Origin of the sequence: Endozoicomonas sp. Mp262 (genome assembly GCF_025643335.1) — a bacterium.
GTDB lineage: Bacteria > Pseudomonadota > Gammaproteobacteria > Pseudomonadales > Endozoicomonadaceae > Endonucleibacter.
In genome coordinates, this window is the sequence record NZ_CP092489.1 from 4462306 (window position 1) to 4474466 (window position 12161).

At 48.5% G+C, this 12161-nt stretch carries 11 protein-coding genes; 4 read left to right on the top strand and 7 right to left on the bottom strand.

All coding sequences use genetic code 11. The annotated features are described in order from the left end of the window. Positions 1–4 precede the first annotated feature (4 nt). Genes leuB through leuC form a run of 3 tightly spaced genes read right to left on the bottom strand, consistent with a single transcriptional unit; the run spans position 5 to position 3177 of the window. On the bottom strand, positions 5–1087 hold the full coding sequence (leuB, locus tag MJ595_RS19710) for a 3-isopropylmalate dehydrogenase (protein WP_263079791.1): 1083 nt from the start codon (positions 1085–1087) through the stop codon (positions 5–7). Continuing rightward, positions 1087–1743 (bottom strand): 3-isopropylmalate dehydratase small subunit, encoded by a 657-nt coding sequence (gene leuD / locus MJ595_RS19715; protein ID WP_263079792.1) that lies wholly within the window; start codon positions 1741–1743, stop codon positions 1087–1089. The genes leuB and leuD overlap by 1 nt, the downstream gene beginning before the upstream one ends. Further along, complete coding sequence (leuC, locus tag MJ595_RS19720) at positions 1744–3177, bottom strand: 3-isopropylmalate dehydratase large subunit (RefSeq protein WP_263079794.1); 1434 nt, start codon at positions 3175–3177, stop codon at positions 1744–1746. A gap of 138 nt (positions 3178–3315) precedes the next feature. On the opposite strand from leuC, the gene MJ595_RS19725 reads away from it, so the two are divergent. After that, positions 3316–4038, top strand: a complete 723-nt coding sequence (locus MJ595_RS19725; protein ID WP_263079795.1) for a DUF4124 domain-containing protein — start codon at positions 3316–3318, stop codon at positions 4036–4038. A gap of 45 nt (positions 4039–4083) precedes the next feature. Here MJ595_RS19725 and MJ595_RS19730 read toward each other — a convergent pair whose 3' ends face one another. Next, complete coding sequence (locus MJ595_RS19730; protein ID WP_263079796.1) at positions 4084–6003, bottom strand: protein kinase; 1920 nt, start codon at positions 6001–6003, stop codon at positions 4084–4086. A 386-nt stretch (positions 6004–6389) separates the two neighbouring features. Here MJ595_RS19730 and MJ595_RS19735 point away from each other — a divergent pair, with 386 nt between their 5' ends. Then, positions 6390–7832: a TrkH family potassium uptake protein gene (locus MJ595_RS19735; protein ID WP_263079798.1), complete on the top strand. Its 1443-nt coding sequence runs from the start codon at positions 6390–6392 to the stop codon at positions 7830–7832. A 68-nt stretch (positions 7833–7900) separates the two neighbouring features. Here MJ595_RS19735 and aroC read toward each other — a convergent pair whose 3' ends face one another. Further along, positions 7901–8998: a chorismate synthase gene (gene aroC / locus MJ595_RS19740; RefSeq protein ID WP_263079799.1), complete on the bottom strand. Its 1098-nt coding sequence runs from the start codon at positions 8996–8998 to the stop codon at positions 7901–7903. A gap of 17 nt (positions 8999–9015) precedes the next feature. After that, positions 9016–9981, bottom strand: a complete 966-nt coding sequence (prmB, locus tag MJ595_RS19745; RefSeq protein WP_263079800.1) for a 50S ribosomal protein L3 N(5)-glutamine methyltransferase — start codon at positions 9979–9981, stop codon at positions 9016–9018. A 163-nt stretch (positions 9982–10144) separates the two neighbouring features. Between prmB and MJ595_RS19750 the strand changes: the two genes are divergently transcribed. Together MJ595_RS19750 and MJ595_RS19755 are read left to right on the top strand one after the other, a co-directional pair. After that, complete coding sequence (locus tag MJ595_RS19750) at positions 10145–10711, top strand: Smr/MutS family endonuclease (RefSeq protein WP_263079801.1); 567 nt, start codon at positions 10145–10147, stop codon at positions 10709–10711. Between the two features lie 216 nt (positions 10712–10927). Then, entirely contained in the window at positions 10928–11143 is a 216-nt protein-coding gene (locus MJ595_RS19755; protein ID WP_263079803.1) for a hypothetical protein, read from the top strand. A 35-nt stretch (positions 11144–11178) separates the two neighbouring features. On the opposite strand, the gene MJ595_RS19760 is transcribed toward MJ595_RS19755, so the two are convergent. Then, positions 11179–12126: a patatin-like phospholipase family protein gene (locus MJ595_RS19760; RefSeq protein WP_263079804.1), complete on the bottom strand. Its 948-nt coding sequence runs from the start codon at positions 12124–12126 to the stop codon at positions 11179–11181. Positions 12127–12161: the final 35 nt, after the last annotated feature.

Below are 12161 nucleotides of genomic sequence, written 5' to 3' on the forward strand. Positions count from 1 at the left end.
CTTATCACTTGGCTTTCAGGGCAGATACAACGGCATCCCCCATTCCGGCAGTGGTTACAGTGCCACAACCGTCAGATGCAATATCAGGGGTTCTTAAACCCTGATCCAGTACATGACCTACAGCCACTTCAATAGCATCCGCTGCGGCAGCTTCTCCGAGAGAATACCTTAACAGCATGGCCAGTGACAAAAAGGTAGCCAGTGGATTCGCCCTATTTCTGCCAGCAATATCCGGGGCCGAACCATGAACGGGTTCGTAGAGGCCTTTACCACTCTCATTCAGGGATGCAGAGGGCAACATACCAATGGAGCCGGTGAGCATGGCGGCACAGTCACTGAGAATATCGCCAAACATATTACCCGTCACTATCACATCAAACTGCCGGGGATCACGCACCAGTTGCATGGCGGCATTGTCCACATACATATGGCTCAGCTCCACATCGGGATACTCAGATGCCATATCCGTGACAACTTCCCGCCAAAGGGCGGTCACTTCCAGCACATTGGATTTATCCACTGAACACAGTCGCCCTCCCCGCTTTTGAGCCGCTTCAAAAGCGACTTTGGCGATACGGCGAATCTCAGACTCCCCATAGACATAGGTATTAAACCCTTGTCGCTCACCGTCATTCAGTTGGCGAATCCCCCTGGGCTGGCCGAAATAAATGCCTCCCGTTAATTCACGGACAATCAGGATATCCAGCCCTGCTACAATCTCCGGCTTCAGGCTAGAGGCTTCAGCCAGCTGGGGATACAATATAGCCGGACGCAAATTGGCAAATAGCCCAAGGCCTTCCCTTAATTGCAACAAACCCTTTTCCGGTCGCTGCTCCATAGGTAAATGATCCCAGTCCGGCCCACCCACCGCACCAAAAAGCACCGCATCTGCTGCCTGGGCCTGTTTGAGGGTATTATCTGACAGCGGCACACCTTCCGCCTTAATGGCAGCACCGCCAACCAGGCCATGACTGACCTTAATATCCAGAGAAAATCCCTGGCTTACCGTATCCAACACCTTAAGGGTTTCATTAACTATTTCCGGCCCGATGCCATCACCAGGAAGACAAAGAATCTGTTGACTCATCACTCTTTATCTCCCGTACCTCTGAATAACCAGGGATTCAACGCTTTATAACGTTCTTCAAACGTTTTAATCCGTTCTGCATCCTGCAAGGTCAAACCAATATCATCCAGGCCATTGAGCAGACAGATTCTCCTGAAAGCATCGATGGTAAAGTCCATGACCTGGCCATCAGGCTTTATTACAGCCCCTTTCTCCAGATCCACCGTCAGACAGTAACCTTCACTTTCTGACTCCTCCCGGAACAGCAGATCAACCACTTCTTCCGGCAGCACCACCGGCAGGATGCCGTTTTTAAAACAGTTATTGTAAAAAATATCCGCGAATCCCGGCGCGATAACGCAGCGAAAACCATAGTCTAACAAGGCCCAGGGAGCATGCTCCCGACTGGAACCACAACCAAAGCTTTCACGGGTCAATAAAATGGAGCCCCCCTGATATTCCGGTTTATTCAGGACAAAGTCCGGGTTAACCGGACGCTGGCTGCAATCCTGCCCCGGTTCCCCCTCATCCAGATAGCGCAGTTCGTCAAACAGATTCGGTCCGAAGCCTGAACGTCGAATCGACTTTAAAAACTGTTTGGGAATGATCATATCCGTATCGACATTGGCCCGATCCAGCGGTACAACCAACCCTTTATGAATAGTAAATGCCTGCATTTACTTTCCCTCCCCCATCAATTCACGCACATCAACAAAATGTCCCCTTATCGCGGCGGCGGCGGCCATGGCCGGACTCACCAGATGGGTTCGTCCACCAAACCCCTGACGCCCCTCAAAGTTACGATTGGACGTTGAGGCACAATGCTCTCCAGGTTTCAGCTTGTCAGCATTCATGGCCAGGCACATGGAACACCCCGGTTCACGCCATTGCATGCCGGCATCGAGAAAAATCTTGTGTAACCCCTCTGCTTCAGCCTGTGCTTTAACCTGGCCTGACCCCGGCACCACCAGCACCTCTTTAACCGTGGAAGCCACTTTCTTGCCCTTAACCACCGTAGCGGCTTCCCTGAGATCCTCTATTCGGGAGTTGGTACAGGAACCGATAAACACCCGGTCAACCGGGATATCCGTTAGCAGGGTGCCCGGCTTTAGACCCATATAGTCCAGGGCCCGAAGATAGCTGTTCTTACGGGATTCACAGGAAAGGCTGGCGGGATCAGGAATCCTACCATCCACCGGTTGAACCATTTCAGGAGACGTGCCCCAGGTTATCTGGGGTTTAATGGTATTCCCCTTTAAGACCATCATCCGGTCAAACACCGCATCATCATCAGAACAAAGCGCCTGCCATGCGGTTGCAGCCTGTTCCCATAAATCGCCCTGTGGCGCATAAGGCCGTCCTTTTACATAATCTATGGTGGTTTGATCCACGGCCACCATCCCTGCCCGGGCTCCCGCCTCTATGGCCATATTACAGAGGGTCATCCGGCTCTCCATGCCCATAGTGCGGATGGCACTGCCAGCAAATTCAATGGCATACCCCGTCCCCCCGGCAGTGCCGAGCTCACCAATTACAGCCAGCGCCACATCCTTGGCGGTGACACCAATACCGAGTGTCCCCTCCACCCGCACCTGCATATTTTTCATTTTCTTGGCAATCAGGCACTGGGTTGCCAGTACATGCTCCACTTCTGACGTGCCAATACCATGGGCCAGGGCACCAAATGCACCGTGGGTTGAGGTATGGGAATCTCCACAGACAATAGTCATACCAGGCAGCGTCAGACCCTGCTCAGGCCCTATAACATGGACAATGCCCTGGCGAGGGTCTTCCATTTTGAACTGGGTAATGCCAAAGGTTTCGCAGTTATCATCCAGGGTCTTAACCTGGATTTTGGCAATGGGATCTGTAATCCCTTCTATTCCCGTCTGTCTTTCCGTGAAGGTGGTGGGCACGTTATGATCCGGGGTAGCCAGGTTAGCATCCACTCGCCAGGGTTTTCGACCTGCAAGCCTGAGTCCCTCAAATGCCTGGGGGGATGTGACTTCATGGAGTAGATGGCGATCAATATAAATCAGGGCTGAACCATCATCCCGCTGTTGAACCAGATGGGCATCCCATAGCTTGTCATACAGGGTCTTGCCTGGCATGAACACTCCTTAACTTCTCATTTATTATCATTGTTTCACTCCCCGGCTGTATCCTAAGCGGAAAAAGCCCATTCTGGCTACACTAATATGGAGGTAAACCGCAATTTGTGATCTTTGCTTTCAGGGAAATAAAAAATAATGAAAGGAATCGCCTGCCTTAAAACCTTACTAGCCTCTGGTTTGGTTCTTCTTGTTATGATGTTATCCTCCAACTTAACAGCCAAAATCTTTCAATGGGTGGATGAGGATGGCAAAAAGCATTTCAGTGACAAGCCCCGCAATAACCTTTTTGTAGGAAAAAGCAAGCCTCGCCCCGGCTTTAATGCACTGGAACCGGATGGCCTGACCACTGAAGAAAAACTCAAACAACTGCAAGGCCAATGGCAGCAAACCCAGTCAAGCCCCAGCCATGAGGAAATTACGAACCTGCTGGCCTCTCTCTGGAATATGTCCTCAAAACGACAACCAGAACTCATGGACATGGATACGATCCTGACCATTGAGTCCAAGCATATAACCATTGAGTCAAAACCTGGTGGAAAAACGGTTAAAGACAATACCTATCAGGAACAATCTCCCCAAACCCATAACGGCAAGCTGGAGTTCTATAACGAAAAGCCCTTGGAAATAGATGGTTTCTGGAGTTTTGACCAGGCCCCCAATCCCTTTATTATGTCCTTCCTGGAACAGGTTCGAATGCCAAACAACAAACTCAAGACCTCTCAGCAGGTAAGGTTTGATATTCAGGGAAACCAACTCATGATCACTGTCAATTTACCGGATGACTTTAGGGTAAAGCAGCTGAAGATTCTTTATAAAAGGCAGGAGAGTAGCTCTCCTGCTATAACCTCCCCGCCTTAAGTTGATCGTCAATGGGTTTTTAAATACTAAAATTGTTATTACCCACTACAAGCGATCAAAGGGTAATTCTCTATAGAGTTCTCTTGTTAAATCCCATTTCTTCTTCTTGGCACAATTATCCCCACTAAACCCTGTATCATCCGAGTACTTACGCTTGCCTAGCAGGGTTTTTCCTCTCTCTGCTTGTTGATGCTCTTCTTCAACAGCTGACACTTGCATCTCCGAGTCGAAGCTATCGTCGCTGTCATCCCAACTCGGCTCGTCTTGATACAAGGCTTCGTTTTCCCCGGACTCCAACTGCCGTATTACACCATCCAGGGTTGCTACAACCTCTGACATACTGGGCCGCTTGTTTGGATCATTGCTTAACATACTTTTTATCAAGTCATTAAGCTCTGGTGTTGGCACTTCGCTGAGTTGAAGCCAGTCCCTTGCATTACGTTCCATATCTGACACATCACCAGGCCGGCAATCACCGTACCATAAATCATAGGAAGGCAAATCGCCGAGTAACTGTGTTAACAAAACACCACACGAGTAAACATCAGCGGCGGCGGGATCCATTCCATCCTTCAGAATATCCGGGGCAAGGTATCTTTTGGAAACACCAAACATCGCGGGAAGCCTTTGCCCTTTGAGGATTTGTTTAGAGAGGCCAAAATCAATCAGCTTAACTTGATTATCTTTACCTAGAAAGACATTATTTGGCTTTAAATCAAGGTGAGCAAACCCTTTTTCATTATGCAAAGACTCCATATGGCAAGCTAACTGATGCGCCATTGAAAGCCTTTCCCTAATGTCAAATGGGTTTTCACAATTATCATTAGCATTTCCATACAGTGCTTTATGCAGATCAGAACCCTGAGCAAGATCCATCACAACCATAGCCGTTGGTACATCATGCTTATCCTGGGTTTTAGCCATTCCATACACTTTTATCGTTGCATCTCCTGCCTGTTTCTGAAAGTTAACTTCTTTCTCTACATTTTTGAACAGCTTTTCACTTTCTTTCTCTCTTTTTTTATCCGTAAGTTTCTCCCAGTCCCGCACTTTTTGCTTTTTGACGGCCACTATCTTCTTCTCACCTGTTTCAGGATTTTCAAAAACACCAAACTTCACAGATCCATAGGATCCCGTTCCTAAGCGAAAGCCTTGCTTGCGCTTTATTTTTTCAAAGGCCCTGATGTCTTCTTCATCCAGGCCAAAGCTGAGCAGTTCTTCACGTTTTGCTGTATTAAGGAGATACACAGGGCAAATTTTACCCTCATGATCAATCATAATTCGGGTGTAACCTACTTTATTTTCATGATCCTTCATCTCAAAAATAGCGCTCATTCCAGTGGGTACTTTCCCTTTTTCAGCAAGCCTCTTTTGCAGGCTATGGGAAACCTGTCCGAACCTGCACTCTAGCTCATCCTGTTTTTTCTTGACAAAAAGCATTCGTTCGGCGTGATCCACACGCCTATTCGACACTGTCGTTTGATAAGCAACCTGGTTCAGCTGGGAGGAAATATAATTAATATGCTCCTTACCTAAGATGTCAGATTTTCTCCTCCTGAATTTATCCTCTATTTCTTTTTTGAATGTATGTAACCAAGCACACTTCGATTTTTTTTGTGCTATTTCATTCATACAGCTAAAAAATCTACCCATAGAGCAGGATCTTCCCCTCATGCTCGCCAGTAAACATCTTATCTTATCTTCTGGTGTATTTTTCTTCTCCCAGGCTTTACCAAACTGGAAACCTGATTCCTGCAAAGATCTGGCCACATCCCTTACAAAAGATTCTTTAGTATATCCACTGAATTCCTGTTTTTTTTCTGCCCCTTTCAAACAGGCTTCGACACAGGCATCAGGCTTTAACCGATATTGTCTAAACATGGCATGCATGTCCGGTTGTTTAACCGCCTCCATGGGCACATAGCTACTTCTTGAACCTGGATAAATACCGCTAGAACAATCCATACCATCTCCTTTACATACTTTGTTATTTGTATTCGTTGTTTAAGAATTAATTACACCTTTGACATATCCAGAAATAGGAAAGTTTCTCTAATCAACGGGCGTTATGTACCCAAAGATATCCCTACCCGCTAAATACCCGTTAAATCAGGGGTAAATCCATGACAGCACCCACTAACAAATAAGTTAGCTAAACTGTCAAAAAACAATACAAGAAGGTATTAAGCGCATGTCCAAAGTGTAGAGCCAGGCCTCCAAATACCTGTCAGAAACTGCCGTTGGAAATGACAACTGGCAACATCATTTGTGGTATTTCCACTTAAATACAGTCACTGATAATAGTGGGATAGTTACCCGTTTCGATCTTTAAAAGCACTAGCAGTACCACCATGAGCATTCGCCCGGTCTTCTATGTTGTAGGCCTTTCCCTAACCGTCCTAGCAGTTCTTATGCTGCTACCTGCCTTTTATCACCTGGCCACCGGAGAGAGTGGCTCATCGGCATTTTTATTGTCGGCAGGCATTACCGGTGCCAGCGGCGGCGCATTGTTTCTGGGAACCCAACCTGACAACTTTAATCTGAAACCCAAAGAAGCATTTCTGTTGACCAACTGCTGCTGGCTCATGCTGAGCGCCTATGCGGCCTTGCCTTTCTGCCTTGAACTCCATATTTCCTACACCGATGCCTTCTTTGAAACCATGTCCGGCATTACCACCACTGGATCAACGGTACTATCCGGCCTGGATACCATGAATGGAGGCATTCTGTTATGGCGGTCATTATTGCAATGGCTGGGAGGCATCGGGTTTATTGTGATGGCAGTTGCGGTACTTCCCTTTTTGAAAGTCGGTGGTATGCGCTTGTTCCAGAGCGAATCATCCGACTGGTCAGAAAAGGTAATGCCCCGTTCCGGCAGCATTGCCAAGCGCATTGTCTTTGTCTACTTTGGCCTGACTGTCGCCTGCGCCTATTGTTTCTTTCTGGGTGGCATGGATGGCTTTGAAGCCATTAACCACTCCATGACAACCCTGTCCACAGGCGGTTATTCAACCTCGGACAGCTCCATGGCGCACTTCACCAATCCATTTATCCACTGGACAGCCACCGTCTTTATGCTGTTGGGAGGCATGCCCTTTGTACTCTTCGTAAAATGCTTTAAGGGCGATATGTACTCCCTCTATAAAGACAGTCAGGTGCGCGCGTTTCTTGTCTTTATGTTGCTGTTATGGATCGGTTTCACCCTTTGGCTGGTTCTTTCCTCAAGCTACGGTTTTTGGGAGGCACTAACCTTGGTGGCCTTTAATACCACATCAGTGATTACCACCACGGGATTTGCCCTGACAGACTACAGTCTCTGGGGTGGTTTTGCCGCCACACTGTTTCTTTTTTTAACGGTGGTAGGCGGATGTTCCGGCTCAACCGCCGGGGGCATTAAAATATTCCGGTTCCAGATTGGTGCCCGACTGCTGGGTATCCAGCTAAAGCAACTGTCTCACCCCCGCGCCTGCTTTGTGCAGTCCTATAACGGCCAGCAAATCACCGATGATATTTTGCGCTCCCTCATTGGCTTTGGCTTTTTCTTTGCCTTGCTGTCCACCCTGTTAACGCTACTGCTCTGTTTATTGGGCCTTGACCTGATCACCAGTCTCAGTGGTGCCCTTACCGCCATTGCCAATGTGGGGCCCGGCCTGGGCGATATTATTGGCCCGGCGGGTAATTTTGCCTCCCTGCCGGATACCGCAAAATGGCTATTAAGCTGGGGAATGCTGATGGGACGACTGGAAATTACAACTGTACTTGTTTTATTTACCCGTACATTCTGGAAGGGTTAGGGGCTGTTCAGTACAGATTACAAAAACCTCCACTATAGCCGCCTCAGCGGCTTAGTGGTGGGAGCATGTTATTCAACCGATGACGGTATCACATACGCCGGACTAGCCACCTCCGCATTCTGAGCCCTGTGCCGCATAAAGTGATCCATAACCACAATGGCCATCATGGCTTCAGCAATGGGTGTGGCCCGGATGCCCACACAGGGATCATGGCGTCCCTTGGTGACAATCTCAACGGGTTCACCCTTATCATTAATTGAGCGGCCGGGAGATGTGATACTAGACGTGGGTTTCAGGGCAATGTGGGCAATTAAATCCTGCCCTGAGGTAATTCCCCCTAGAACGCCACCGGCATGGTTGGATAAAAAGCCCTCAGGCGTGATTTCATCACGATGCTCTGTGCCTTTTTGGGTGACACTGTTAAAACCATCCCCTATCTCAACGCCTTTGACGGCATTGATACTCATTAAGGCATGAGCCAGATCCGCATCAATCCGGTCAAATACTGGCTCACCCAGGCCCGGCATCATTCCAGAAGCCACCACAGAGATTTTCGCCCCGATTGAATTGCCTTCTTTCCTCAGGCTATCAATCAAGGCTTCCATTTCTGGCACTTTATCGGGATCAGGGCAGAAAAACGGGTTATTGGGTATTTCTTCCCAATTCAACTGTTCTGTCTTCACCGTTCCCAGCTGGGAAAGATAGCCTCTAACCTGGATGCCCCGGGTAGCAAGAAACTTTTTGGCAATAGCGCCAGCCGCCACCCGCATGGCCGTCTCCCTTGCTGACGAACGACCACCGCCCCGGTAATCCCGGATCCCGTATTTATGGGTATAGGTATAGTCAGCATGACCAGGCCGGAACTTGTCCTTAATAGTGGAGTAATCTTTGGAACGCTGGTCTGCATTCTCAATCAGCAGGCCAATGGGTGCTCCTGTTGTTTTACCTTCAAACACACCGGACAGGATTTTCACCTGATCCGGTTCCTTCCGCTGGGTGGTGTATTTAGAAGTACCCGGTTTTCTACGATCCAGGTCTGCCTGTAAGTCCGCCTCTGTGAGCTCAATTCCAGGGGGACAGCCATCCACAACGCAGCCCAGGGCAATACCATGGGATTCCCCGAAGGTCGTCACCTTGAACAACTGGCCTATGCTATTACCTGCCATAACCTGCCTCAGGTTGATTAATTAATCATACGGCTTTTGAAAAGCCCCTGGAATTCCCGACAGTTTTCTGCTGTCAGTACCAGTACCCCATGGCCACCCGCCTCAAACTCAGGCCAGATAAAGGGCACCTCCGGATAAGCTTCCTGCAATGCCCACTGGCTATTACCCACTTCCAGCACCAGTAAACCATCACTGGAAAGATAGTCTGCCGCAGTTGCCAGAATAGTGCGAGCAAAATCCAGTCCGTCAGCCCCTGCCGCCAGGCCTAATTCCGGTTCATGCTGAAACTCATCGGGCATATCAGACATATCTTCCTCATCCACATAGGGGGGATTACTCAGAATCAGCTGATACTCAGGCTTGTCAGTGGTGGATTGCAGTGCTTCAAACAAGTTGGAACGAGTGGCCTGTACCCGCCCCCACATTTCATGTCGGTCAATATTAATTCGTGACACTTCCAGGGCATCTTCGGAAATATCCAGCAAATCCACGTTGGCTTTAGGGAAGGCGTGGGCCACCGCTATGCCAATGCACCCTGATCCTGAACACAGGTCAAGCACCCGTGTCACCTCGGTATTCTCCAGCCAGGGTTGAAATTCATGGTTAATCAACTCGGCAATGGGGGACCTTGGCACCAGAACCCTTTCATCAACATAGTAGGGTTGGCCACAAAACCAGCCCTGATTAACCAAATAGGCCAAGGGCTTTCTTTCCCTGATCCGCTTCTCAACCAGTTCCGCCACCAGCCTTCGTTCAGTCACCGTAAGACGGCTATTAAGGTAGTCATCAGGCAGGTCCCATGGCAAGTTAAGAACCTGAAACACCAGGTGCAGCGCCTCATCCAGTGCATTATCGCTGCCATGGCCAAAAAACAAGCCCGCTTCATTAAAGCGGCTGGATCCCCAGCGTACGAAATCCCTGATGGTTTTCAGCCCTTCACAGGACTCAATAGAATAGGTCATTTTCTTCTCCAGAACGCTCATCTCACGTCCCTGCAATAGTGTCAGACAGACTCTGACCTTCACAACTTCTGATAATTTTACCCAGGAGCTGTTCGGCCTGACCCCTTTCCGCGGTAAAATAGCATAAACCACGATTTAGCTGGAGTACCCGTATAACAATTCATGCGGGTATCAAAGAGACGACATGCCCGAGAAAGACCAAGAAGACCCGGAAAAACTGTTTCAGGACGCCATGAGTGATGTGCGCCCGATAAAAGGCAAAAAAACCCATCACCAGCAGCGGAAACCCAATACCGGTCTTCCGGAAAGTACCCTTGCTGCTAGAAGGGCTGCTGCGGAAAAGTCACAGCCCATTAACGCCGGAGCAAGCCTTTCTGAAGCCTGGATAGAGCCAGTAGAGCCGGAGCAAATCCTCAGTTTCTCACGCTCCGGTATCCAGCATGGTCGTTTAAGGCAGTTAAGAATGGGGCTTTTACCCATTCAATATGAACTGGATCTTCATGGTTATAAAATAGAAGAAGCCCGGGATATTACCTGTGAATTTATCCATTTTTGCTGCAATAAGGGGCTAAGCTGCGTCCGGATTATCCATGGCAAGTCTCATGGTAGCAGGAACCGACAGTCAACCCTTAAAAGCCATGTCAATCACTGGCTAAGACAACTCCCTGAAGTACTGGCCTTTCACTCGGCACCACCGGCTGAAGGGGGAACAGGCTCGTTACTGGTATTACTGAAGAGAAAACGCTCGTAGCTGTTGTGGTTGATGGTTAAAAAATGAATCATTGCTCAAAAACAGGATCTATACCCTATTCTTATAATTAAAGAAATAAAGAAGGGTTAAACCATGTGGACAGCAAGACTGCTACAGGTCTCTTCACTGATAGCTGTTCTTATGACACTGTCCATAAGTCCAGCCAAAGGGGCCTTACCAACTTCAACATCAATAGTTCTAACACCTGGTCAGCATATGGCCTTGGCTTACAAGACCTGGCAGGTGATGAGAAAAAATCCCGAAACGTACCGGAAAAATGCGCTTTCAGCCCAAATTGCTTCCTACAAGGCCTGGAAACATCACTTGGCTCTCAGTAAGCAGGAAAAAAGAAACCAGCATATAAAAGCAGCCGAGCAAATGGCCACAGGTTTCAAAAACTGGTGGCAATCTAAAGAAAAAAACATGCCTTAGCTTTCCTGATACCCCCTGCATTTAGCCGGGGGCTATTATTCGGTACATTCAGTGGGTGCAGAAGTGTTATAACACCCTTTTTGCCCCTGTGAGATGCCGTTTACTGACTCCCAGGAATTAATGGCATTTGCTGCTAACTTTCGCCCCACCGCCTCAATCTCGTCAAATTTATGAAAATCATAAAAACGGCAGGTACTACGGGGTACAGAAACCAGAATATCTGGCGGGTGACCTGCAATTTTGTATCGGGCAAGGGATTCCTGCATAACCTCCATGGACTGGTAAAACACATTGATGGCACTCATGGATCGGGCCAGACTCTGCCCTTTATCCTGCTTTGAACCGGTCCATATTTTTTTCAGCCAGCCTTCTACCGGAGTAGCCTGGCCTTTATCTTCCATTGATTTTTCATCAATCGGCTGCACACCAGGGGCCTCATCCCCCAAACAATCCACCGCAATCAGAATATCGGCAATAGCCGAACCGGCAGGTGCCATTGGCAGAGGATTTAAAACACCACCATCCACCAATAATTGCCCATTGACATTCACGGGTGCGAACAATGAAGGAATGGCGCTGGAAGCCCGAACAGCTGTTACCAGATCCCCTCGCTGAAACCAGATTTCCTTGCGGGTTTTAAGATTGGTAGCGACTGCTGTAAATGGAACAGGCAAGCTCTCTATCAGAGTCTGACCCAACATATCCCGAATCACTCCAAATAGTTTCTCACCTTTAATAAAGCCCGGGTGGCTCAAGGATAAATCCAGCAACCGCATTATATTAAGATACTCAAGCCCTGAAACCCACTCACAGTATTCATCCAGTTTTCCGGCGGCCCAAAGCCCACCAACCAGTGCTCCCATGGAGGCACCGGAGACTGATGTGATGGTATAGCCCCTACTTTCCAGTTCACGGATAACACCAATATGGGCATACCCCCTGGCTCCTCCACTGCCCAGCACCAATGCAACAGTTTTAGACATGCATCCCCCCTTGAACACTCATGACAATATCTAAA

What these genes read in the sequence shown, in the direction of transcription:
- MJ595_RS19730 (WP_263079796.1), bottom strand. Translation starts at nt 6,003, where the DNA reads ATGGATTGTTCTAGCGGTATTTATCCAGGTTCAAGAAGTAGCTATGTG.
- MJ595_RS19760 (WP_263079804.1), bottom strand. Translation starts at nt 12,126, where the DNA reads ATGTCTAAAACTGTTGCATTGGTGCTGGGCAGTGGAGGAGCCAGGGGG.
- MJ595_RS19725 (WP_263079795.1), top strand. Translation starts at nt 3,316, where the DNA reads ATGAAAGGAATCGCCTGCCTTAAAACCTTACTAGCCTCTGGTTTGGTT.
- MJ595_RS19735 (WP_263079798.1), top strand. Translation starts at nt 6,390, where the DNA reads ATGAGCATTCGCCCGGTCTTCTATGTTGTAGGCCTTTCCCTAACCGTC.
- leuD (WP_263079792.1), bottom strand. Translation starts at nt 1,743, where the DNA reads ATGCAGGCATTTACTATTCATAAAGGGTTGGTTGTACCGCTGGATCGG.
- MJ595_RS19755 (WP_263079803.1), top strand. Translation starts at nt 10,928, where the DNA reads ATGGCCTTGGCTTACAAGACCTGGCAGGTGATGAGAAAAAATCCCGAA.
- leuC (WP_263079794.1), bottom strand. Translation starts at nt 3,177, where the DNA reads ATGCCAGGCAAGACCCTGTATGACAAGCTATGGGATGCCCATCTGGTT.
- leuB (WP_263079791.1), bottom strand. Translation starts at nt 1,087, where the DNA reads ATGAGTCAACAGATTCTTTGTCTTCCTGGTGATGGCATCGGGCCGGAA.
- aroC (WP_263079799.1), bottom strand. Translation starts at nt 8,998, where the DNA reads ATGGCAGGTAATAGCATAGGCCAGTTGTTCAAGGTGACGACCTTCGGG.
- prmB (WP_263079800.1), bottom strand. Translation starts at nt 9,981, where the DNA reads ATGAGCGTTCTGGAGAAGAAAATGACCTATTCTATTGAGTCCTGTGAA.
- MJ595_RS19750 (WP_263079801.1), top strand. Translation starts at nt 10,145, where the DNA reads ATGCCCGAGAAAGACCAAGAAGACCCGGAAAAACTGTTTCAGGACGCC.